We start from the raw sequence: 24,533 nt of genomic DNA on the forward strand, positions 1-24,533 counted from the left end.
AAAATAATGATATATCTAACCTATGCAGAAAGAATGATTATAAGTCTATCAACAGTAGTTGTATTAGCTGTCCTTATCTTTATCTTCATCTTACTGTATAAAAAACAACGAATCAAAATGATAAAAACAAAAATGCTTACTATGAATGATGTCGTTAAATATAAACATTTCATGCCTTTTGTTAAGTACCAATTAAAACAAGAAGAAGATTTTTCAATTATCTTACTTCATGTGAATAATCTAGACATACTAGCAAAACAATATTCAAACTATATGGTAACTGCATACTTACGTAAACTTGCTAAAAACGTAAGTATGCACCTTACTTATGGTGCTAAATTAGCTCAAACGCCTCAAAGAGACTTATTTGCTATATACATACCAAAAGAAGAATCTTTAGATCTTCTTTTATTAGCATATAGTATGAAGGATGCTGCTAATGAAAATCTATATATTAAAAACGCAGTTGCTATTAAGAAAAATATCAGTATAGGATTTGCCATCAATGATAAAACAAATACGTATACTGAATTAATGGATAAAGCAATGATGGCATTAGTACAATCTAAACGTCAGTTAGGTGAAGTTGTTTATTATGATGAAGATGTTGCGACCTCTATTATTGATTATAGAACAGTTGTTAGAAACCTACGCTTAACAACTACTCAATACAAATTATATGATACCTACATGCTTGCAACAGAAGAAATGAAAAACTATACACTTAAAGTAAAAGTGAATCATTTAGAAGAAAAAGAATTCTTAAAACAAATCCCTTTAAAAGATCAAGGATGGGTTAACTTTTGGTTAATAGAAAATATTTTTAAAGAAATAACAAGTAAAAAGTTAAATGATGAATTAGAAATACCAGTGCTACTTAAGACTCTTGAATCTGAAAATATTGCAGAGGCAATTGAAAACTTATGCATAGCATACGAAATAGACCCACAAGGAATCACTGTTAGTTTAATGGAAAGTGAAATTATAGCTTCGCAAAAAGTTGTAGAAAACATCTTAAAATTAAAAGAATTAGGTATGACGATTGCTTATAATGTGACAAATATTTCACCTGAAATATACCACAGCATTCAAAGCTATCATGCAACCATTATCAACTTAACTAAAAAATTCATTGATGAAAATAAAGATGCTTTAGATGAACTATTATATTTTGCTAAATTCAATCATTTAGATATTTTAGTATCATCAAATGAAAACCTAGATAAAGTATATCTAGAAAATTATCATGCTACATTATACTCAAAAGTATCTTCTAAAAATACCTTATTTATCGATAGAAAATCACAAAAAAGAGCAAAGGATGTTAAAAAATAATTATGGAACATTTCTCACAATGGTTTATTGAGTTTTTCAAAAAACTCTCACAAGACTTATGGGCTCTTTTATCTGGATTTTTTAAAGGTATCTATAACTTATTTATAGGAAACCCAATTAATTATTTCAAAGATTTTAACGTACAATCAAAAAACTTCACTGCAGGAGACTGGGCATTATCAATTATGTTTATTACCATCTTTTTTGTAGTAGTAGTTTTACTCTTATTAGTGATTTACCAAATCATTAAAAGATATATAAGATTTACTAAAATAGAACAAGATAAGATTGATTTATTACATAGACAACATCAACTTGAATTAAGACTAAAAAATGGTTCTATTCAAGCAAAAAACTCATCTATTTTTAATTCAAATCCTAAATCTAAAAAAGAAGCTCAAAATAAAAAAGGCAACAGATTTGTTAAATTATCTAATATTGATGAAAAATATAAATATAGTGTTCTAGCAACGCCTATGCTAGAAGAAGAAAAATTAAGTTTACCTCAACTAGTCACTAGATTTAGAAATTATTCAGCTTATGAACATAAACTATTTTATACTGAAAAAACGATTGCTATCTTCTTAGCAGGTATGGCCACATCTAAAACAATGATTCTAGAAGGTATCTCAGGTACTGGTAAAACCTCTTTACCATATGCCTTTGGTAAATTTATTTCACACGATTCAAGCATCATTTCTGTTCAGCCATCTTGGCGTGATAGATTTGAAATGATGGGATATTTAAATGAATTTACTAAAAAATTCAATGAAACTGAATTCTTAAGATCAGTCTATGAATCACTCTATAGAACAGATATTAATCTAATCGTATTAGATGAAATGAACCTTGCCAGAGTTGAATACTATTTCGCTGACTTTTTATCATTACTTGAACTTCCAAATCCTGATGAATGGTTATTAGATTTAATCCCTGAACAAATTGTTGGGGATCCAGTTCAACTTAAAGAAGGTAAAATTAAAATTGCTCAAAACATCTGGTTTATAGGAACAGCTAATAAAGATGACTCAACATTTGCAATTACTGATAAAGTATATGATAGAGCAGCTTCAATTGAAATGAATGATAAAGCACAAAGATTTGATGCCCCTGAAACTAAGGCAATGAACCTTTCTTTTGACTACTTACAAAACCTATTTACTCAAGCAGAACAAAACCATTTTATTTCACCTAGTAATTTAGATGCATTAGTAAAATTAGACACATATATTACTGAAAAGTTTGAGATTACATTTGGTAATCGTATTATGAAACAACTTAATACCTTTGTCCCAGTCTTCATGGCTTGTGGACAAGAAGAAGTAACTGGAATTGACTATATTATTGCTCGTAAAATTATCCGTAAGTTTGAAACACTTAACTTACCATTCTTACAAAAAGAATTACAAGACCTTCTCCTTTTATGCGATAAACTATTTGGAAAAGATAAACTCATTGAAACTAAGAAATTAGTCAATAAATTCTTAAGACAAGTCTAGGTTAAATTATGAAACGTAAATATGATTCAGAATTATTCTTAGAAAAAGTAAGTAATTCAATTGAAGAGCATGAACTTAATTTAGATTTTCCAGAAGTTTTTTATGATGCCTTAACAGAAGGTAGTGCCAAAAGAAAACAAAGACAACATTTTGAATATAAAAAATTTGATGATGCGTGGCTAAAAAATATAGAAGCTTATTTTCCTAGTATTGATAGAATTACTAGAAATCTTAAATCGACTTTAAGATATGAAAGTGAAATCTTACCAATTGAAAAAACTAGAAAAACTAATCCAGAATCTATTAGACACTTAACTCAAAATACAAGATATATCAAAGAAATCAACGAAGATGATGAAATCATCCCAGAAAAAGTATTAAACATATTATCTGAAATAGAATATGGAATCTATGAAAATAGATTTATTATGACACTTATTTTCAGATTAAAAGATTATTTATATAACCGTCTTAAAGTCATTAAAGAACAAATGCATGGATTTAAAGAAACAACATTTGAATTATCAAATGATTTTTCGTTTAATCATGCAGATTATGAATTAGAAGTAAATCTTAAAGCCAAAGAAACAATTGATTCTAATAAAGAAGATGACCATAATAAAAGTGTTTTAGAAAGAACAGAAAGACTCTATCAACTTGTCTCTAGATTAATTAACAGTGAATTTATGCAAGTAATGAAAAAGTATAAAAAAGTTAAACCGCCTATTATGAAAACACAAATCATCTTAAAGAACCCAGACTTTAGAAATGCCTATATGCTTTGGTTATACTTAGATAAAACACATATCTTAGATTATGAACTACAAACAGAAACAAAACAAAAAAGATTTACCCAAGAATACTACAATCATCTTAACCAAAGCTTACTTGTATTATTCTCAACAATCTTTACTTACAGTGAGTTAGGTAGTGAAATAACAGATGATAAATTATTTACTTCATTAAAAAAAGCTAAAGAAGAATTAACATATGCTAGTAATCTAGATACTAATATCCCTATTCATGATATAGAACCACAAGAAGCAACCGAATTCTATTTAAGAAAAGCTAGAACCTTATTTAATAAACATTACCAACAAATTATTGATAATAAGAACCCTCAACAAACAAGCGTTAAACAAGTTTTAATGGAACAATATAAACTAGTTGATCAAATATACCAAGACTACTTTGAGATTAATCAAGACAGTGATGTTTTCTCACAACTTATTATGTATAAAGATCCAGTTAAAGCTTATGATGAGGCAAAAACGAGATACGATGTAGCAAAGGCTGCTAGACAGCTTAAAGAACAAATGTATCATGAGTCCTTAGAACTTGAAAACAAATGGATTGATGAGGTCAACAAACGTCAAGAATTCGCGATTAATGAATTACAAGCTGAATTAACTTCTGTAACAAGTAAACAAATTGAAGAAATTCAAAAGAAAACTAAAAAAGAAGAAACTCAGTATGAAAAGAAATTAAATAAAGATAGAAAAGTAGCACTTAATAAACAAAAAGTACTTACAGATATTAAGTACCGTGAAATTAAACTTAAGTATGATGCTGATTTGAAGAAGTATAAAGAAAAAGAAAAACTAAGACTTCAAAAAGAGAAAGAAAAATTAGCGTTAAAACTTAAAAAAGAAAAAGAAAGATTAAGAGTTAAGGCAACAAAAGAAAAATTAAGAGATAAAGAAATGCTTCAAGTGAGAAAAGATAATAAATTAAAGGCATATAAAGAAAAAATAGATGCACAAAAAAAGAAAGTTTCTAAAAACAATAAACAAAACTAGACAAAAGAGCCTTATTATCTAGTTGAAAAGTAGTTTAATTATGATACAATACATATGAAAAGTCTTAATATACGAAAGAGCAAGGATGAGGGTCCTTGCTTTTTCTTTTAAACTTATCTGATAATATATTTAAGTTAAATAATAAAAGAAAATTAATCAAGCGATTTAGTTTTTAGATTAGTAAATAAACTATACAAAAATTTGACAAAAGCTCTAAGAACATATATACTATTAGTGATGGATATTTTATCCAAGGAGGTATTTGCGATGATTTTAAGTTTTGCTGTTAAAAACTATAAGTCAATTAAAGATTTATTAATATTAGACTTTACAACTGAAAAAAGTGAAGTTCAACCTAAGTTTGAAGCATTAGTAAAAAAAGAACAAGGACAATTAGTTACAAGGCTTAATTTTTTATATGGAAAGAATGGTTCAGGAAAAAGTAGTATAGTAGATGCATTAAAAGCATTATGTAAATTAGGAATATCAGATAACAATAAAACATCTGAGTCTGAGAAATTGATCATTAAGCCGTTTAAATTTTTAGAAGTTCTAGAAAGTAAAACCTTTTTTACATTATTGTTTGTAAACAACCAAAAAAAATATAGATACTCAGTTAGTTATGATGTTAATAAAGAAATAATTGATGATGAGCAGTTGAAATATATTGAAGATGATAAGGAAATAATCATTTTTTCAAAGTTAGAAGATCAATTTTTAAATTTGAATCAATCAGAATTAGAGAGATTAAAAACTTATAAATTAGAAAAAAACAGCATTTTAAGAACCCTCAGTAAAGAAATAGAAATATCTAATATTAATATAAAAGCACATATAGATAATGTGTTTTCCTTTATAAACAAAATATATTTTAACTTTACTAAACTTAATTCAACGCAGAGTATTAAGCAATTAATAAATAATCCTAAAAAATTAAATGAAATTAAAAGTAAAATTAAAAAATTTGATTTAACTATTTCAGATATTAAAGTTGAAGAAAAAGATATAAATCGTGAAGAATTTAACAGTAAATATAGTTCTTTTTTTGATGAATCTGATGAACAAATTAACAAAAGTCTTAGAAAAGTAATAGACACATTTTATGAATTACAAAAATATAATTTAGAAATTATGCACGATCAAAATGGATTAAATTACCAAGAAGAATCAAAAGGAACGCAAAGAGCCTTAGACATTTTATTCTCAGTTTACAACATTGATTCAGGAGTTTTTATTATTGATGATTTTGAAAATGATTTACACTCTAAAAGTGCTCAAGAATTAGTTAAGTATCTCGCAAAAGAATTTATTACTCACCAATTCCTTTTTGTTACTCACGATCTAGAAATGCTAGACTTAAAAGAAGTCAAATTTAAACCACTGCACTTTTTTGCAGAAAGAGATACTAAAGATTTTTCAACAACAATAGAACGATTAACTACTTTTAAAGATTTAAGAAGCGATAGTAGAAATAGTTGGAAGAATTTTTATGAAAATCATAGACTCACCCAATTTCCTAATATTAGCATTAATGATAAGGATGGTTTTTAATGAATGATCTTATTAACAGTGTTGAAAAATACAAAAATAACAAGATTAGAACAACTAAAAGAATCCATGTATTTTATGAAGGCAGAGTAACTGAAAAAGATTTAATTGAATTATTTAATAAAGAGATGACTAGGCTCAATATTAAAGAAGATATTTTAAGTTTTATCGATATTAATGTTTCTAGTGAACCCAATAACGATTTAAATTATATTATTAAAACAGTTAATAAAAAAAAGAGTTATACCAATACAAGCGGTAATCAAATCTATTTTTATAAAGGAGACTATGTTTTATATTTACATGATTTTGATATCTACCATGATTACAGAGACTCAAAAAATGAAGCAAATGAAAACAGAGTTAAAACAGCTATTAGGAATTTTGATATTAAATTTAAAGAAGTTAATCAAAATAAAAAAATAACTTTCTTAATTATTCCCAGTTTTCCATCAATAGAGTATCCTATAGCATTAGGATGTATAGCAACTGAAGAACTTAGAAGCATTAATATTTCTAACAAGCAAGATTGTATTGCTTATATTAACCAAAAAACAAAATTTAGAATAACAGAAAAAGTAAAAGATTTCACAAATGTACTTTTAAGCAGAGCTTATTCACATGATAGAATGATATTTAACTGTAGTTTTGATAGAGTTAATAAAAAACTACTACAAAATTTAAAAGAATTTAATTCAGAACTATTAGCAAATGGTATAGATAAGTTTGTAGCAAATAGAAATAGGTCTTTTTCATATCTAGATGGAATAGTGGGAATTATTAATGATTTCTATATGAGTATTACTAAATAGTTCTTTTATGATGAACTTAACATTCCACTTGTTAATTTATTATGTAAAGAGTAAGTATGACAACTTTAAGAACAAGTATATATTTTATGCTTGTTTTTTCTTTAAAATACAAAAGATTTAAATTAATATAATATATATATGAATTATGGTAAAATTTATGTAATAGTAGGAGGTTTACAATATGGCAATCAGACATTCTTTAAAAATGAAAAAAGTTACAATTGAATATTTAGACCAATATAACGAATTACTAAGATATGTATTTCAAGTGACTAATAGAGATTTAACACAGACTGGTTGGCAAGAAGATGAAATACTAAAAGATAAAACACCAGCACTTGAAAAATCAAATGTTATTGGATGGTTTGATCAAGATAAATTAGTTTCTCAAATTGCTATTTACGACTTTAATGTTAGAATTTATGGTAAAACCTTTAAAATGGCAGGAGTAACTGGAGTTGGTACTTTTCCAGAATACTCAAATAAAGGGCTTATGCAAAAACTCATCTATCAAGCATTAGTTGAAATGAGAGACAAAAAACAAACGATCGCTTACTTATTCCCATATTCAATTCCATACTATAGAAAAAAAGGATGGGAACTCATTTCAAATAAAATAAGTTATGAAATTAGTGACTACCAATTACCTAAATATAAGAAAGTCTTAGGAGATGTTGTTAGAGTTGATCCTGAAGGAGAAGAAATAAGACAAGCTTATGAGTCATTTTCTATGCAAACTCATGGTGCTCTTTTAAGAGATGATATCGCTTGGAGTGAGTATTACCGTTGGGATAGACCAGATATCATGGCAGCTATTTATTATAGTGAGAAAGAAAAAATAGAAGGGGCATTGATTTATTATATAGATAACGAAATCTTTTATATTAAAGAAATGTTTTTCCTAAATGAAGATGCTAGAACTGCTTTATGGAATTTTATTAGTGCACACTTTTCTATGATTAGCAAAGTTAAAGGTGATACTTATACAAATGAACTCTTATCTTTCTTATTAGAAGATGCTGATATTAAAGAAACCATCTCACCATATTTTATGGCAAGAATTGTTGATGTGACAGATTTTATTGAAGCCTATCCATTTAAACAAGATACACATGATAGAAAATGGATTTTCAACTTACAAGATCCCCTTTTAGAATGGAATACAGGAACATTTGAGTTAACTATTACAAAAAAAGGTAAAGCTAAAATAACAAAAGTGAATATAAAGACAGAAGACTCAATTGACATACAGTCACTTACTACCATGCTTTTAGGTTATAAACGACCTGAATACTTAAAACAAATTAGAAGAATTGTTGCTAGTGATGAAACAATAGATATGTTAGAAGATGCAATTGAACAACAAGAACCTTATTTTTCAGACTATTTTTAAAATTTAAAACAAAGAGAGGCATTTATGGAAAAACTAAAAAGAAAATATAATTTACTAACAACAATTTCATTAGTAATAGGAATTGTTATGGGATCGGGGATTTTTCTTAAAAATATATCAATTTTAAGAAATACAGGAGGAAACATTTTACTTTCATCATTAGTCTTTATTATTGTAGGAATCATAATGATTGTATCTGCATACTCTTTTTCGTTAGCAGCGACTAAAATAGAAAAAGTGAATGGTGTTATAGATTATATAGAAGATGCTGTAGGATCTAAGGGTGCCTATTATGCAGGGTTTTACTTAAATTTTGTTTATCTTCCTATAATTGGCGCGATACTTTGCTATTTATCTGCAAGTTTTTTTAGGCAACTAGTAGGAGTAGAAAACTCATGGTTTGTTATTTATATGGGAGTTATTTTTATGTCACTATCTTTTTTAGTGAATATAGCAGCCCCAAAAATAGCAGGAAAATTTCAAGTATCAACAACTATTATTAAATTAGTTCCTATCTTGATTATGGGGACAATAGGAATTGTTATAGGCATTCAGTCGGATACTACTGTAATTGTTGAAATTGCGGAGACAAAGAATATCAAATTCTTTGATGCTTTACTAGCGGCAGCTTTTGCTTATGAGGGATGGATTATTTCTACAACAGTCAATGCTGAGGTAGAAAATAGTAAGAAAAATCTGCCTAGAGCACTTATTATAGGCTGTATCACAGTAATTGTTTGTTATGTTATTTATAACATAGGAATTACTTCAATCATAGGTTCTAAGGCTATTTTAGAGTCAGCAAATGATCAAAGCATAGTTGAAAATGCTTTTACTAAACTATTCTTCAATAATCCAATAGGGGGAAAGTTATTTTTACTATTTATATTTATTAGTTGTCTTGGAGTATTAAATGGTCTTACAATGGGAGTTACACGTGGAATGTATTCGTTAGCGGTTAGAAACCAAGGACCTAAACCAGAAGTCTTTAAAAAATTAAATAAAAAGACAAATACATCTATAGCAAGTGGCATTTTAGCATATATATTAACCTTTTTGTTTTTCTTATATTTTGTTTTAGCGCTTAGTTTTAATAAAGTTTCAGCTAATATAGATGAAATATCAATTGCTTTTTTATATGCATTCTACTTAGTTATATACTTTAATATTATGAAAAATTATAAAGAATTATCTTTTTTTAAAAGGTTTGTTATTCCAGGACTTGCAATCCTAGGATCACTTTTTTTAATCTATGCATCATTTAATGTTTTATATACTACCTTAGTGGACAAAACATTAACGATTCACCAAAGAATACCCTATATTTTAATTATCATTGTTATTTCAATTATTATCGCAAGAGTTTTTTATAAAAAAGATAAAATTAAGTGAAATATAATTGAGTAGAAAAACGCATTAAAATAGGAAACATGCTACAATAATACATATAGCATGTTTTTTAATTTAATAAGACCTGTAAAATATTTTTATAAAATTAAAGGAGAACAGATATGAGCTTTTTAAAACTATTTGGTATTTCGGTTCTGGTATTTTTTGTAATTGATATTATTTGGTTAGCTTTAATATCAAGAAATTTGTATCAAAGTCAAATAGGGTTCTTAATGAAAGAAAAAGTTAACTGGGCTGCAGCAATCATCTTTTATTTTATCTTTATTGCAGGAATGACTTATTTAATTTTAATGCCTTCAGTTGAACACAATTATAGTTATCTAAGAATCATGATAACAGGGGCGGTCTTTGGCTTAGTATGTTATGCAACATATGATTTAACTAATCTAGCGACATTAAAAGACTGGCCACTTAAAATAACGATTATTGATCTTATTTGGGGGACAACCCTAGGTTCTGTAACAAGTCTTATTACAATATATTTATACAAACTTATAACAAAATAAAAGAGGTAACTTATGGAAATCACAGTATTAACAACGGATTTAGTATATCAATCATTTATACTTGCTGCTAAGAATGTTATTAAAGAAAAAAAATTATTAAATGATTTAAATGTGTTTCCGGTTGCTGATAGTGATACAGGTAATAACTTAGCATCATTAATGGCATCTATTATTGAAAAAGCACAAAAAAGTGATAACTTAAATGATACATTAAATTCAATTTCTAATGCAGCAATCTATGGTGCTAAAGGTAACTCAGGAATTATCTTTGCTCAATATATACAAGGTTTTTCTGAACAAGCAAGAAGTAATCAAATTACTATGGAAGAATTTAGTGTAAGGTTAGAAGAAGCTTTTCAAAGAGCATATGAGGCGATTTTACATCCAGTAGAAGGAACCATTATTACACTGATGCGAATTTTTTCTCAAACTGTAAAAAAATTATTGAATAAATCAGCTAATTTCGCTGATTTACTTAATAAAAGCTATGAAGAATTATTAATTGAGTTAGATAAAACACCTGAAAAATTACAAGTCTTAAAAGACAATAAAGTAATTGATGCAGGTGCTAAAGGATTTGTTTTATTTATTGAAGGATTTATAAAGGCTTTAGAAGGAACTGAAATAGAACTCTCTAAAGAATATATCTCTGAAATAAGTGAACAAAAAGGGCATATTGAAAAATCTAGTTTTAGATATTGTACAGAAGCATTAATTAAAAACGATCATAAAATGAGCGCAAGTGAAATTAGACAAGAACTCAGCCAATTAGGTGATTCATTAGTAGTCGCTAATACAAGTGATTACATTAGAGTTCATATTCATAGTGACAATCCAGAAAAAGTATTTAATACGCTCAGTCAAAAGGGTTTAATTGTTGAACAAAAAATAGATGATATGAAAAGACAATATGAAGTTGCGAATAAAAGAAAAAACGATATTGCCTTAGTAACCGATTCTATTGCAGATTTACCAAAAGAACTAATTGATAAATATCAAATACATGTACTACCAGCAACCATTACTATTAATGAGATGACATACTTTGATAAATTAAGTATCACTAATGAAAAGATTTATAAAAACATGGAAGAAAAAGATTTTTATCCATCTTCAAGTCAACCTAATATCAAGGTGATAGAAAATTTACTAAAATTCTTAAATGAATATTACAAAGAAATCATTATTCTTAGCGTCTCTAGTAAAATGAGTGGGACATATCAAGTTTTTAGCCAAGTGGTAAAAAATTTAAAATTAGATAAAGTGACTTTAGTAGATAGCAAACGTAACTCAGGTGCTGAAGGACTATTAGTTTTAAAAACAGCGTTAATGATTGATAATAAAATGAGTAAAGAAAAAATATTAGAAGAATTAGAAAAAGATATTCTAAAATCACAAATTTTAGTCAGCGTTAAAAATCTTAAATACATGGTGAGATCAGGTAGACTAACAAAAACTAAAGGATTATTAGTTAAATTGTTAAATGTTAAACCAATTGTTAAAATTAATAACGAAGGTATTGGTGAAATTACAGATAAAGCATTTTCTATTAAAAAAGCGAATCAAAAGCTTTTGGATATGATTAGAAAAGTTCACCAAGAAAAAGAAATTATTTATTATAACATCGTCCATGCAGACGCATTAGATAGAGTTAAAGAATATGAAAAAGAATTAATTTCTATTATAGGAACTAAACCCAATTATATTACAGAAATATCATCTGTTATCGCAATGAATTCAGGAATAGGTTCGATTGCGGTTTCATATATAACTAAAAAATAGGAGGAATTGATTATGTTTTTTGCAGTAACTGGAATTGCTTTATTTGTCTTCTTTTTAATTGCCTTTATCATTGGTCAAGTAAAGAAGAATAATGGTTTAATTGATATTTTTTGGGGACTAGGTTTTGTAGTAGTTGCCTTAACAGGACTTATCTACAAAAATAACTACAGTCTATTATCATTAGTTATAGTTGGAGTAACGCTTTTATGGGGACTTAGACTAGGAATCTATTTATTTATACGTAACTGGAATAAAAAAGAAGACTTTAGATATGTTAAAATGAGAGAAAAATGGAAAACACATCTTAAAACTAAAGCCTTTTTTAAAGTCTACTTAACACAAGCGATTATATTATATGTTGTTTCAATGCCAATTCAATTAACTTTATATTTTGATATAAAAGTTGATGAATTATTACAATATATATTATTAGGAGTAGGTGTATGCTTCTGGTTAATTGGATATTTCTTTGAAGTTGTAGGAGATACTCAATTAAGAAGATTTATTAAAAATCCAAACAATAAAGGAAAAATTATTCAAACTGGTGTATGGAAATACACAAGACACCCTAATTACTTTGGTGAAGTAGTTATGTGGTGGTCAATCTTTGTAATCTCACTAGCTACTTTAAATATCAATGTGATATATGGTATTGTTAGTCCAATTATTATGACATTGTTATTATTATTTGTAAGTGGTGTACCTTTATTAGAAAAAAGATATAGAGATCATGCTGAATATCAAGAATATGCTAAAAAGACATCTATCTTTATTCCATGGTTTCCTAAAAAATAAATATTAAAAGATAAAGCTCCTTAGTTCAAAAAGGAGCTTTATTATTTATAATGGCTATAATTTATTTCGATAATTAAATTTTGCTAGAACTTGGCGCTTTCTTTTATTTGTAACCTCAGTATAAATTTGAGTAGTAGAAATACTAGCATGTCCTAATATTTCTTGGACTGATCTTATATCTGCACCATTGGCTAGTAAATTAGTCGCAAACGTATGTCTTAAATAATGAGGAGTAGCAGAAGGATTAATTTTAGCTAAATCTCGATATTTAGAAAAAACATCTTCAATTGCATAAATTGACATTGGATTTAAATATCTATTTATAAAAACAGATGAATGATTCACTGTAAATGTGTTTCTTAGTTTAATAAAATTTTTTAACCTATCCCAAGTAATTTGAGATGAAATATATACTAATCTTTGTTTTCTTCCTTTACCATGAATGAGTATAGTATGTTCATGATATATAATATCTTCAAGCTTTAAAGCAACAACTTCATGTATTCTCATACCAGTAGTAATAAGTAAATCTAAAATAGCGGCATCCCTTATAGATATAAATTGATTAAAAGAAGACTTTGTATTTTCCAAAGATGAATCAATTACTTTTAAAAGATTAGAGACTTCCTTAACTGTGAGTGTTTTAGGAAGTCTTTTCTCTTTTTTAAAACTAAATTTTAGTTTAAGTAAAGGTGTTGATTTAATTAAATTATCTTCAAATAGACAATTATAAAACATATTAATAGCTATAAGTTTTCGTTTAATAGAAGTATCTTTTAAGTTGCGTTCATTTCTAAGATGATTTAAATAACTAATAATATTTCTTTTTGTAATATCCACTTGTTCAAAATTTACAAAGTCTACTAAGTCTGAGTAGTAAGCTTTTATAGTTTTTGAAGATAAATTCTTAGAGTTTTCTATCTTTTCTAGAAAATAATTGATTTGTTTCGTTGTTTTCGTCATGTAATATTCTCCTTAGGACAGTTTCGCCCTACTCAATTGTATCAAATAGTGATAATATATAGACAAAATTTATTTTTACTATATTTGGTATAAATAATAACAAATTATTGGAGGGAAAATGAAAAAATATAAACTGGCAAATAGAACTAAAACATCTTTAAATATATTCTTTATGTTATTGTTTTCTATTGGAATCACCTTCTCATATTTTTATAGTAATGAAAGTAGTAATTATGTAAAAATAATTGCTGTAATTTGTGAAATATCGGCAATGGCATATTTTGTTATTCCAACTATTATTGGAAATATATATTATGATGAAAAATATATAAAAATATCGACTGATTTATTTACTGATAGAAAAGAGACTATTAAGTTTGTAATTGATGAATTATATACTATATTAAAGAATAAAAATTTAACAAAAATCATTTCTATAAAAACAAAAGATCAAAGTGGTGTCGGAAAAACAGAACTATTAAGAAAAATTAGAGATATATTTTATAACAAAGAACTTGCTAAAAAATATCTATCTGATGACTTTTACAAGTGGACGTATATAAAGAAAAAGATAGGTGATGCACATCTTGTTGATTATAATCCTGATACATTTAATTCAATACAATATAATTATCCAAAAACAATATTTAAAATAAATCTTTTACTAGTGGATAATATGCCAGTTTTTTACGGTGATATTAATAAAGATAATATAATTGTTTATTGTAAAATTACATCCGAAGAAGAATCTGTTTTATCTAATATGACAGTTACTGATATTAAGACACTCTACTCTAAAAAATTCTACAGAGATTTATCTGACGAGGAGGCTAGTATTGTTTTTGAAATAACTGGTGGAAATGTAAAAAATATTAATAAAATTTTACATGATGAATCAACATTTACTTCATTTATTAAAAACCACAGAACAATTGCTGAAATTGAGTTTACTATGCAAATTGGAGATTATAAAAAAGCAAAAGAAATGTTAGATAATTTAAGTAGTAACCCAGCATTTATTAGACAATTAAGATTAAATGTAGATTTGGAGTTTGAGTATAAATTTTTAGAGGCTGATTTAACCCACTTGCAAAATAATTATGTCGAATCAGTTGAGATGTTAGAGGCCCTTTTATCAAATATAATAATAGTAAATGATGATTTAAAAGCCAACAAAATAATAGAAAAAATATCCCATATAAAAAAACATATGGGAAAATTTAAGGAGGCACTAAAGTACATTTCTTATTTAGATAAAAATGATTTTACTTTAAGATCTCTGAGTTTATTATTACTTTCTTACACACAATATGATAATGAAGAGTATTTAAAGGAGTTTCTAAATAGTATAGATTATATAGAAATCAATAAGATTACATCAAATCATTTTAATGATCCTTACAAAACTTATAAAGGAGTAGCATTGATTTACAATAATCTAAAAATGAATAAACATGAAGAGATTAGTTTTGAAAATGCACACTCGGTTATAAATAGCATTATTCAAATATATGAAAAACATAATAGCAGATTTATCACTAATTGCTATTTTATTAAGGCAGAGTTTTACAGACACCAAAAAAGATATGATTATGCGATAATCTACTACTCAAAATGTTTAGATATATATATAATGAATAATGACTTTGATATATACTCTCTTGTTTACTGTATGATCAGGTATATTGAGATAACACAACATAAAGATTTTAAACTAATCAATAAGATAGACTTAGAAAAAATAAAGACCATATGTACTGATAAAAAAATGTCATACAATTTAAAAATAGCGCATCATTTATCAGAAATTATTGATGGTGTGAATTCTGAATCACTGGTTGCAAGTAAACTTTTTTTTGATAAAAATATTTTCCTTATTCCATAAACAAGTCATTTATAATGTAGGATGCTTGTTTTTTTGAAGAAATTTCATAGCACAGTGAACGTATTTTATTCTCATTAGGAAACTCTCTTGATATTAAGTAAATTAGTTCTGCAACTTTATTTAAATCTCTAGTATTAAAATTATATCTAGCAATTTCTTGAGTTCCCAACCTTATTCCTGTTAATAACCTAGATTTTCTTTTATTTAGTGTTATATTGAATTTTGTCGCATTAATATATAATATATCAGCCGTTTTCTCACTAGTTTCAATAAAAATTTGGTGTGTTTCACTATAAATATTTCTGTTAATTTTACGTACAGTTAAACCTTTTTCTTCTAACAGTTTACCTAACAGGTTAGATGTCTCTATTATTTTATTTTGATAAGCTATTCCAATTTCTTTAAGTTCAATTAAAGCTAAAAAAAGTGAAGCAATATTATTAGGCTGAATATTTCTTAAATATGTTGGTGATATTGAAAAATCTATTTTTTCAATATAATCGTTGTTATTTGTCATAATTATCCCACAAGTTGGACCTGGGAGAGTCTTATGAGTTCCTCCAATAAGCAGTAAATTATCAACTAAATTCAAGGGGTTTTCTAATAGACCCGCACCAATTAACCCCAAAGTTTGAGAGGCATCGTAAATAATTCCTTGATTAGAGGTTAATTTTATCTTTTTTATGTCTGGACTTTTTATTAAATCAGATTGGCATATAATAATAAATTCTATATCTTCATCTCTCAAAATCTGATTTAGAAGTGTATAGTCTATATCATAATTTACATAATCATATGGTATTGGTTTATAATTAATCCCATAGTTTTCAAGTATTTTTGTTAAAGACGGATGCCCTCCCATATCTTTGGTTGTAATTAGTACTTTTTTTACATTTTTCAATAGGGACATTGCTAGTATAGAAAAACAATTCATTCCGGATAAGGTTCTACAATCAGTATATTTCACATTGTATATTTCTTTGCATATTCCAGATACTAGTTCCATTAACCGATAAATATAGTCACTTCCAATGTTGTCTTTATCGATTATTCTTTTCTTATAACCTTGTATGTATTTACCTTCAAATTCTGATCGCAATCCTTGCTTAACAAAATCAGAAACATATGTTTCTGCAGCACATAATGGAATTTTAATATTATTGAACCTTGTATATTCTTTGTATAATTTTTTGAATTCATCTAGAAAACTAGTGCTCATACATTCCCTCCAATAATTTGTTATTATTAAGAGGAAACTTATTGAATTGATTATAGTTCCATTTGTCCTAAAGAATATATTGAAGTTGATCTCAAAAAGAATGACCGCAGATTAAAAGAATTATGTTCATATTAATGTAGAAAGTAGATATTTGCATTGGTTTAAGTAGAGTATCAAATTATTTTAGTATATCTAATTTATTAGGTTGATTAAAGTAGAAACTAATTATAGAGGATGATATTCTCAAACACCAAAGTGAAAAGTACTTCAGTTCTTTGTGATATAATAGAAATTAAGCTATCGGAGCACTTAGTAGAAGAAGGGTGAAAACATTAAAATTACTTGAGAATAAAATAGATACAACCAAAATGAAAAAGCCTTCATTTTTGATGGTCTTAACTGGAAGCAGTTATTCATATATAAGAGAAGGTGGTATATTAGTAGTCTCTATAGCATCATTAAAAGATTAAATATTATTATACTTAAATAGAAAAAAGGATATCTTCACATTTAAGATATCCTTTTGTAATATAAAGGTTATTTATAAAATTATGCAAAGCTCTTAATAATAGATTCCAATAAATTATCAAGTTGTTCTTTACTAGCATAGAACTTAGGCTTAATTTGTGTATACATATCACACATTTGGAAAAATAATTCCATAGTAATAGAAGGTCTGATGAGTTTTGCTTCTAAACATGAGGTATATAATTTAATCATTGCAGGATATGAACCTTGATACAGGTTTAAAACATAATCTTTTATTTCTTTATTTAATCCAGAATAAACATATTCTTGAATCGATTCTTGGTAAGGATTTTCAGTAAAAGTATTAAAAGTAAACTTAAAGTAGTTCATGAGCTTATCATAGGCACTACAATCACTTTCTAAAATTTTAACAACAGAACAAATCGCTTCATTGGCATGAAGTTTTAAAACCTCGGTTATTAAAATATCTTTACTTCCAAATATATTATAAATAGTTACTTGAGAGACATGAGCTCTTTTTTTTATATCATCAATTGTAATATGATGAATACTTTTTTCTTTTAATAGTAACTTAGTAGCTTCTAAGATGTCATTTCTTTTTTTTAGCGTTCTTTCAATATGTTTTCCCAATATAAACACCTCCGTTAACAATGTGAATTATAACATAAAAAAATAAATAAGTCTTTTAATATAGGCTTAAAGAAATATGTAAAACAACTAAATCGTATTTATAATATGCTAATTATCTTCACATATTTGAATATAACTATAATAAAAGTTTTAATTGTGCTAAAATATATTTAGGTGAATCAAATGTTAGAAGAAAAATTAAAAAATCTACCCCTTAACCCAGGTTGCTATCTAATGAAAAATAAGGATGGCTTGGTTATTTATGTAGGTAAAGCTAAAATATTAAAAAATAGAGTGAAAAGTTACTTTACTGGTTCACATAATAAAAAAACAGCTCTTTTAGTTTCTGAAATAGCTGATTTTTCATATGTAATGACTAACAGTGAACAAGAATCACTTATTTTAGAAGCTAATTTAATTAAACAATATTCACCTAAGTATAATATTAGATTAATGGATGATAAAACGTATCCTTATATTGAAATAACAAGTGAAAAAGATCCAATGTTAGTCGTTTCTAGATATAAAGAAGTTCCTAAAAATGCTATTTTATTTGGACCTTATCCTAACGCCACAAGCGCTAAAGAAACAGTTAAACTTCTACATAAATTATACCCACTTAGAAGATGTAACCCAATTGCACCTAAACCATGTATTTATTATCATATTGGTCAATGCTTAGGACCTTGTTGCCACAATGGTGAGATAGACTATAAACCGAATATAGAATCTATTACTAGATTTTTAAAAGGTGATAATAAAGACGCTTTAAAAAGACTTAAAATGCTCATGGAAAAGGCATCTGAAGAGTTATCATTTGAAATGGCTATTGAATATCGAGATATGATAGAACATGTTAAAACCACAACAGAAAAACAAGTCATGCGTATTAATGACTTAAAAGACAGAGATTTTATAGCCTATACTCATAATGAGGATGATATTGCAATACACATTCTAAAAATGAGACAAGGAAGAATCTTAGATACGCATCAAAGTGTCTTTTCATATATTGGAGATATTAAAGAAAATGTTTTAACCTATTTAGTTCAGCATTATCAAATAGAACTGAAACCAGAAGAACTGGTTGTAGGTGAAACTTGGGAAAATGATGATTTAGAAACATTGTTAGAAACTAAAATCTATATTCCTAAAAAAGGTGATAAGAAGAAGTTATACAATTTAGCATTAGATAATGCTAAAGAGGATCTTCTAAAACATCACTTAGTCTATAGAGTAAAAGATGAACTCAAACAAGAAGGTATGAACCAATTATCTAAAATATTTGAAAAAGAAATTCAGCATATAGAAGTATTTGATAACGCTCAATTATTTGGAGTTGCCCCAATTTCTGCGATGATTACTTATAAAAACTTAAAGTTTGATAAGAACTTATATCGTAAGTATCACATAAAAACGGCAGTTGAGGATGATTATCAATCATTTAAAGAAGTTATTTATAGAAGATATCAAAGATTATTAATAGAAAATAAAACGATGCCAGATCTAATTTTAGTAGATGGTGGCATTGGACAATTAAACGCAGCTTTAGAGACTTTAAATAATCTAGGGTTAAATATTCCAATAGGCGGACTTAAAAAGAATAATAAGCACCAATTAGAAGCCCTAGTCATCCCTAATGAAACTATCTTCTTAGATAAAAAATCTGAATTATTTAAATTATTATTAAGCTTAAGTGAGGAAATCCATAGATTTGCGATTACCTTCCATAAGAAAACAAGAACAAAACAAGCTAATCTATCCGTATTTGATAAAATACCTGGATTAGGTGAAAAAAGAAAAAAAGCATTATTACAAACTTTTTCTGGCATCGATGAAATTAAAAATGCTAGTATCAAGCAACTCACAGATATCGGCATACCAGAAGCAGTCGCAAATAATCTTAAAGAGGTGTTAAAGTGAAATATCAAATTACAGAAGTTGACTATACAAATAAAGTATTTTATTGTATTGTTAATGGAAAAAAGGAAATGTTTTATCTACCTAATAGACTATCAAAAGTATTTATGGAACATTTAGAAGAAGGTATGTTTGCCTCTTTTACGGTCTTAGAAAAAAGAAAAAAACATTTAAATCAGTATGCGTATCAAATTTCATACTTCACACAAATAGTAAGTTATCATCCAAGAAAAAGAGTTTTATATGATTTAGAAAACTTAAGATCTCAAATGAGACAAGTTGTCAAACAATACTCTCATTTCTTATTTATAGATTTTGAAATGACTATGCCACACTATCATCAAAAAGAGTTTAAACCTGAATTAATTCAAACAGGTTATGTTTTAACGGATGCTGCTGGGAATACCATTTTAGAAGACGGATACTATATTCTGCCAGTTGAAAAAGAAAGTATTAATAAGCGAACTAAAAAATTCTTACAATTAGATGAAGATTTATTTTTTGAAAAAGCAGTACCATATGCTAACTTTTATGAAAAACTTAAAAAAATTATCAAAGACTATCGCCCTCAACTAGTTGTATGGGGTAAAAATGATATTACTGCTTTACAAGAATCATATGATTTGCATAAAGTAAAAAGAATTACAAATGATAAAAGTTTTATTGATTTATTAAAATTACACAAAGATTATTTTAATTTAAAAGATGATATTGGATTATTTAAAGCATATAAACTTTATTATGATAAAAATGAATTTCAAGTTCATGATGCTAAAGTGGATGCTTCTGTAACAAAATATGTATTTGATGCATTTTTAAAACAAATGAAATAAAAAGAAGGTATGAGCATATGCAGTTTATATTTAATAAAATGGAAAAATATAAAAAAAAGGTAATCGGGTTACTTATATTTAAAGTAATTGGGACTTTAACAGATTTAGCTATTCCTTATTTAACTGCATATATGATTGACCAATTAATCCCAACTTCAAGTAAAGATGATATTACTAAAATCATCTTACTTGGTATTCTTATGTTACTGGTTGTATTATTTGGATGGTTTTTCAATATGAAAGCTAATCGTATGGCAGAATATGTTGCTGCTTACACAGTAAGAGACATCCGATATGAGCTTTTTTCTAAAATAGAAACATTATCTGCTAAACAAGTAGACGAATTAACTCAAACTTCTTTAATCTCAAGAATGACAACAGATACTTATAATATCTATAGTGCAGTAGGGAGTATACAAAGACTAGGTGTGAGAGCTCCTATTTTGTTTATAGGTGGAATTGTAGTTTCTTTCTTTTTAGATTGGGTTTTAGCACTTATCATGGTCGCAATGATTCCTTTTATCATGTACTTTTCACTTAGAACATCTAAAATGGGAAGACCTTTATATACTGATATTCAAGTGAAAGTAGATAAATTAATTAGAACTTTACGTGAAAATATAACAGGTGCTAGAGTAGTAAAAGCCTTATCGATGGTAGAACATGAAAATTATAAGTTTGATCTTAATAATAAAGAAGTAGTTGAAAGTGAACTAAAGGCTACTAAGTCTATGTCTAAAATTAGACCATTAGTCGATGTTATTATGAATTTAGGATTAGTAGTTGTACTTATTATAGGTGCTTATAGAGTGTTTAATAGTCAAACAAAAGTAGGAGAAATACTCGCTTTTGTTACTTATTTCACCATTATTTTGAATGCAACAATGTCACTTACAAGAGTTTTTATTCAAATGTCAAAAGCAACCGCTTCTAGTCTTAGAATCATCGAAGTTCTAGACTTTAAAACAGATATGAAAAATGGAAATATGGAAGTTTTTGAAGTCAATGAAACACCACACATAGAGTTTTCACATGTTTATTTTTCATATAATCAAAAAGGTGATCATCTAGAAGACATTAACTTTAAATTATATAAAGGACAAACCCTAGGTATATTAGGGGCAACAGGTTCTGGTAAAACAACTATCATCAATCTTATTATGAGATTTTACGATCCTTATCAAGGTGAAATTAAAATGTTTGGTAAAAATCTTAAAGACCTTGACTTAAGTGCTTTAAGAAAAAGTATCGGACTTGTCTTACAAACAGATTTAATTTTATCTGATACAATTTATGAAAACATTCAATTTAGTAGAAAAGATATTTTACCAGAAGATATTGAATTAGCTAAAACAATCGCACAAGCTAATTTTATTGATGAAATGCCAGAAAAAAATTATGAAAAAATGACACAAAGAGGAACTAATATCTCAGGTGGACAAAAACAAAGACTTTTAATCGCAAGAGCTGTTGCCGGCAAACCTAAACTGTTGATTTTAGATGATGCATCTAGTGCCCTTGACTATCAAACAGATATGAATATGAGATTATCACTTAAAGAACATTTAAGTGAAACAACTAAAATTATAGTGGCACAAAGAATAAGCAGTATTAAAGAAGCTGACTTAATTTTAGTGATTGAAGATGGAAAAATTATTGCAAGTGGTACACACGAAACACTAGAACAAACTTCAGAACAGTATCAAAACATTATTAAACATCAACTAGGAGGTGAGTTAAATGAATCAACAAACCACTAGAAGATCAGGAAATGATGGCACTCAACGTGCTAAAAATAAAAAATATGTGATTAAACGCCTATGGCATTATCTTTCTTTTTACCGATTAAAATTATTGACAGGTTTTATTCTAACAATACTTGCTAACTCTTTATCTTTAGTAGGACCTTACTTAATTGGAAAAATGATTGGGGCCATGGAAAATGGCGTTGAGTTTAGATCAGTTTATATTGTAGGCTGTTTAATGGTTGCTTTTTATGTTATTAGTGCAATACTTAACTATTACTTATCAATTGCAATGGCAAAAATTGCTCAAGGAGTCGTTTATAAATTAAGAGAAGATTTATTTAGTAAAATTACAAGAGTCTCTGTTTCTTATTTTGACACTCACCTAACAGGTGATATCATTAGTAGAATGAGTTATGACATTGATACTATCAGTACATCATTAGCAAGTGATGTGATGAGCATTATTACAAGTTTTATTACTTTAATCGTGTCATTTGTTATGATGATGATTATGTCACCTGTATTAGTTTTAGTATTTATACTTACGATTCCTTTAACTTTCTTTGTTACAGGAAAAATGTCTAAATCAATTAAGAAACGACTCAGATTAAGAAACCAACAATTAGCTTACTTAAATGGCTATACTGAAGAAATGATTACAGCACAAAAAACAATACAATCTTATGTGCAAGAAGATAATATATTAGAAAAATTTGATGAAATTAACTTAGAAACTGCCAAAAGAAGTTATCATTCAGGTAAGTTATCTACAATAGTTGGACCCACTGTTAACTTTATTAATAACTTATCAGTTGTTTTAGTCACAACTGTTGGCGGTATTTTAAAAGTCTTTGGATATATTGATCTAGCAAGCCTTTCTAGCTTCATGCTTTATTCTAGAAGATTTTCAGGACCAATTAATCAAATGAGTAATATAGTTGCTGATATCCAAAGTGCGTTAGCTGCTGCTGAACGTGTCTTTAATGTTTTAGATGAAAGTGATGAAACACCAGATACAAAAGACGCCATAACTCTTTTAAATCCAAAAGGAAATATTGAATTTAAGAATGTTTCTTTTGGATACAACGCAAATAAAACAATTATTCATAACTTAAATTTCACTGCCAAAGAAGGTCAAAAAGTAGCAATCGTTGGACCAACAGGAGCTGGAAAAACAACTATTGTTAATTTACTAATGAGATATTACGATCTTTTATCTGGAAAGATATTATTAGATGGATATGATATTACACAACTTAAAAGAAATGAATACAGAAAACTATATTCTATGGTCTTACAAGATACATGGATTTTTAGAGGCACTGTATTTGAAAATATTACATACGGTAATGAAAACAAGAATTTTAATGATGTAGTAGAAGCGGCTAAAAAAGCTAGAATTCATCATTATATTATGAACTTGCCTAAAGGCTATGATACTATTTTATCTGATGATGGCATAAGTATTTCTAAAGGACAAAGACAACTTTTAGTTATCGCTAGAGCAATTCTTTCAGACTCTAAAATATTAATTCTTGATGAAGCAACTTCTAATGTAGATACTCACACTGAAATAAAAATTCAAGAAGCAATGTCTAATTTAATGGAACATAGAACTTCATTTATCATTGCTCATAGACTTTCAACAATTATGAATGCAGACTTAATTTTAGTATTAAAAGATGGTGATGTCATAGAATCTGGTAATCACCAACAATTAATGCTTAAAAAAGGATTCTACTACGAACTATTTATGAGCCAGTTTAAATAAATCTAAGTCATTTATGATAAAATGCTTGCATGTAACTTAAAATATGATAAAATATCATTAGCAATGATTAAGAGGAGTAGTAATACTTTTATCTAAAGAGAGTCTGTGGCAGGTGTAAACAGATGTTAAAAGATTATGAAGGCTACCTTAGGAGCTAAAAGTAAATCGGCTTTAACGATAAACATAAGGGCTATAA

The 24,533-nt window shown here is 27.1% G+C and carries 19 protein-coding genes and 1 other annotated feature (1 of these 20 running past the window's edge); of the genes, 16 read left to right on the forward strand and 3 right to left on the reverse strand.

Annotated elements, in window-relative coordinates; genetic code table 11:
• Positions 1–6 precede the first annotated feature (6 nt).
• The 10 genes from BN854_RS03410 to BN854_RS03455 all read left to right on the forward strand — a co-directional run bounded on the left by BN854_RS03410 (position 7) and on the right by BN854_RS03455 (position 12,879).
• A complete protein-coding gene (locus tag BN854_RS03410) occupies positions 7–1,335 on the forward strand; it encodes a diguanylate cyclase domain-containing protein (protein WP_026658439.1) in 1,329 nt (442 codons plus the stop codon).
• A 2-nt stretch (positions 1,336–1,337) separates the two neighbouring features.
• Entirely contained in the window at positions 1,338–2,834 is a 1,497-nt protein-coding gene (locus tag BN854_RS03415) for a hypothetical protein (protein ID WP_026658445.1), read from the forward strand.
• Positions 2,835–2,842: 8 nt separating this feature from the next.
• Complete coding sequence (locus BN854_RS03420; protein ID WP_026658452.1) at positions 2,843–4,633, forward strand: hypothetical protein; 1,791 nt, start codon at positions 2,843–2,845, stop codon at positions 4,631–4,633.
• Between the two features lie 267 nt (positions 4,634–4,900).
• On the forward strand, positions 4,901–6,184 hold the full coding sequence (locus BN854_RS03425; protein ID WP_026658460.1) for an AAA family ATPase: 1,284 nt from the start codon (positions 4,901–4,903) through the stop codon (positions 6,182–6,184).
• Positions 6,184–6,993: a hypothetical protein gene (locus BN854_RS03430; protein WP_026658468.1), complete on the forward strand. Its 810-nt coding sequence runs from the start codon at positions 6,184–6,186 to the stop codon at positions 6,991–6,993. Before BN854_RS03425 ends, BN854_RS03430 begins: the two co-directional genes overlap by 1 nt.
• A gap of 181 nt (positions 6,994–7,174) precedes the next feature.
• Positions 7,175–8,386, forward strand: a complete 1,212-nt coding sequence (locus tag BN854_RS03435; RefSeq protein ID WP_026658476.1) for a GNAT family N-acetyltransferase — start codon at positions 7,175–7,177, stop codon at positions 8,384–8,386.
• Between the two features lie 24 nt (positions 8,387–8,410).
• Positions 8,411–9,778, forward strand: coding sequence for an APC family permease (locus BN854_RS03440; RefSeq protein ID WP_026658482.1), 1,368 nt, complete (start codon positions 8,411–8,413; stop codon positions 9,776–9,778).
• A gap of 119 nt (positions 9,779–9,897) precedes the next feature.
• Positions 9,898–10,302, forward strand: a complete 405-nt coding sequence (locus BN854_RS03445; RefSeq protein WP_026658489.1) for a DUF2177 family protein — start codon at positions 9,898–9,900, stop codon at positions 10,300–10,302.
• Between the two features lie 12 nt (positions 10,303–10,314).
• On the forward strand, positions 10,315–12,084 hold the full coding sequence (locus tag BN854_RS03450) for a DAK2 domain-containing protein (protein WP_026658497.1): 1,770 nt from the start codon (positions 10,315–10,317) through the stop codon (positions 12,082–12,084).
• Between the two features lie 12 nt (positions 12,085–12,096).
• Positions 12,097–12,879, forward strand: a complete 783-nt coding sequence (locus tag BN854_RS03455) for a DUF1295 domain-containing protein (protein ID WP_026658506.1) — start codon at positions 12,097–12,099, stop codon at positions 12,877–12,879.
• A 54-nt stretch (positions 12,880–12,933) separates the two neighbouring features.
• Here BN854_RS03455 and BN854_RS03460 read toward each other — a convergent pair whose 3' ends face one another.
• Positions 12,934–13,842: a tyrosine-type recombinase/integrase gene (locus BN854_RS03460; protein ID WP_026658514.1), complete on the reverse strand. Its 909-nt coding sequence runs from the start codon at positions 13,840–13,842 to the stop codon at positions 12,934–12,936.
• Positions 13,843–13,960: 118 nt separating this feature from the next.
• On the opposite strand from BN854_RS03460, the gene BN854_RS03465 reads away from it, so the two are divergent.
• A complete protein-coding gene (locus tag BN854_RS03465; RefSeq protein ID WP_026658520.1) occupies positions 13,961–15,727 on the forward strand; it encodes a hypothetical protein in 1,767 nt (588 codons plus the stop codon).
• Here the strand turns inward: BN854_RS03465 and BN854_RS03470 are convergent.
• Entirely contained in the window at positions 15,717–16,946 is a 1,230-nt protein-coding gene (locus BN854_RS03470) for a PLP-dependent aminotransferase family protein (protein ID WP_026658523.1), read from the reverse strand. The genes BN854_RS03465 and BN854_RS03470 overlap by 11 nt on opposite strands.
• 323 nt (positions 16,947–17,269) lie before the next feature.
• Between BN854_RS03470 and BN854_RS07855 the strand changes: the two genes are divergently transcribed.
• Positions 17,270–17,416 carry a hypothetical protein gene (locus BN854_RS07855; RefSeq protein ID WP_026658531.1) on the forward strand — a complete coding sequence of 49 codons (147 nt, stop codon included), beginning with the start codon at positions 17,270–17,272 and terminating at the stop codon, positions 17,414–17,416.
• Positions 17,417–17,495: 79 nt separating this feature from the next.
• Here BN854_RS07855 and BN854_RS07455 read toward each other — a convergent pair whose 3' ends face one another.
• Positions 17,496–18,065: a TetR/AcrR family transcriptional regulator gene (locus BN854_RS07455; protein ID WP_026658538.1), complete on the reverse strand. Its 570-nt coding sequence runs from the start codon at positions 18,063–18,065 to the stop codon at positions 17,496–17,498.
• Positions 18,066–18,248: 183 nt separating this feature from the next.
• Between BN854_RS07455 and uvrC the strand changes: the two genes are divergently transcribed.
• The 4 genes from uvrC to BN854_RS03495 are packed head-to-tail and all read left to right on the forward strand — an operon-like array spanning position 18,249 to position 24,337.
• On the forward strand, positions 18,249–19,988 hold the full coding sequence (gene uvrC, locus BN854_RS03480; RefSeq protein ID WP_026658545.1) for an excinuclease ABC subunit UvrC: 1,740 nt from the start codon (positions 18,249–18,251) through the stop codon (positions 19,986–19,988).
• A complete protein-coding gene (locus tag BN854_RS03485; RefSeq protein WP_026658551.1) occupies positions 19,985–20,818 on the forward strand; it encodes a 3'-5' exonuclease family protein in 834 nt (277 codons plus the stop codon). Before uvrC ends, BN854_RS03485 begins: the two co-directional genes overlap by 4 nt.
• A gap of 17 nt (positions 20,819–20,835) precedes the next feature.
• A complete protein-coding gene (locus BN854_RS03490; protein WP_026658558.1) occupies positions 20,836–22,578 on the forward strand; it encodes an ABC transporter ATP-binding protein in 1,743 nt (580 codons plus the stop codon).
• Positions 22,559–24,337 carry an ABC transporter ATP-binding protein gene (locus BN854_RS03495; RefSeq protein ID WP_026658567.1) on the forward strand — a complete coding sequence of 593 codons (1,779 nt, stop codon included), beginning with the start codon at positions 22,559–22,561 and terminating at the stop codon, positions 24,335–24,337. The genes BN854_RS03490 and BN854_RS03495 overlap by 20 nt, the downstream gene beginning before the upstream one ends.
• 54 nt (positions 24,338–24,391) lie before the next feature.
• Positions 24,392–24,533, forward strand: a binding site (T-box leader) (it continues 49 nt past the right edge of the window).

Source organism: Alteracholeplasma palmae J233, assembly GCF_000968055.1.
In the GTDB taxonomy this organism is placed as follows: Bacteria; Bacillota_I; Bacilli_A; order Acholeplasmatales; family Acholeplasmataceae; genus Alteracholeplasma; species Alteracholeplasma palmae.

Bases quoted from the DNA above. Each gene is read 5' to 3' on its own strand.
- BN854_RS03410 (WP_026658439.1), top strand. From the start codon at position 7: ATGATATATCTAACCTATGCAGAAAGAATGATTATAAGTCTATCAACA.
- BN854_RS03415 (WP_026658445.1), top strand. From the start codon at position 1,338: ATGGAACATTTCTCACAATGGTTTATTGAGTTTTTCAAAAAACTCTCA.
- BN854_RS03420 (WP_026658452.1), top strand. From the start codon at position 2,843: ATGAAACGTAAATATGATTCAGAATTATTCTTAGAAAAAGTAAGTAAT.
- BN854_RS03425 (WP_026658460.1), top strand. From the start codon at position 4,901: ATGATTTTAAGTTTTGCTGTTAAAAACTATAAGTCAATTAAAGATTTA.
- BN854_RS03430 (WP_026658468.1), top strand. From the start codon at position 6,184: ATGAATGATCTTATTAACAGTGTTGAAAAATACAAAAATAACAAGATT.
- BN854_RS03435 (WP_026658476.1), top strand. From the start codon at position 7,175: ATGGCAATCAGACATTCTTTAAAAATGAAAAAAGTTACAATTGAATAT.
- BN854_RS03440 (WP_026658482.1), top strand. From the start codon at position 8,411: ATGGAAAAACTAAAAAGAAAATATAATTTACTAACAACAATTTCATTA.
- BN854_RS03445 (WP_026658489.1), top strand. From the start codon at position 9,898: ATGAGCTTTTTAAAACTATTTGGTATTTCGGTTCTGGTATTTTTTGTA.
- BN854_RS03450 (WP_026658497.1), top strand. From the start codon at position 10,315: ATGGAAATCACAGTATTAACAACGGATTTAGTATATCAATCATTTATA.
- BN854_RS03455 (WP_026658506.1), top strand. From the start codon at position 12,097: ATGTTTTTTGCAGTAACTGGAATTGCTTTATTTGTCTTCTTTTTAATT.
- BN854_RS03460 (WP_026658514.1), bottom strand. From the start codon at position 13,842: ATGACGAAAACAACGAAACAAATCAATTATTTTCTAGAAAAGATAGAA.
- BN854_RS03465 (WP_026658520.1), top strand. From the start codon at position 13,961: ATGAAAAAATATAAACTGGCAAATAGAACTAAAACATCTTTAAATATA.
- BN854_RS03470 (WP_026658523.1), bottom strand. From the start codon at position 16,946: ATGAGCACTAGTTTTCTAGATGAATTCAAAAAATTATACAAAGAATAT.
- uvrC (WP_026658545.1), top strand. From the start codon at position 18,249: ATGTTAGAAGAAAAATTAAAAAATCTACCCCTTAACCCAGGTTGCTAT.
- BN854_RS03490 (WP_026658558.1), top strand. From the start codon at position 20,836: ATGCAGTTTATATTTAATAAAATGGAAAAATATAAAAAAAAGGTAATC.
- BN854_RS03495 (WP_026658567.1), top strand. From the start codon at position 22,559: ATGAATCAACAAACCACTAGAAGATCAGGAAATGATGGCACTCAACGT.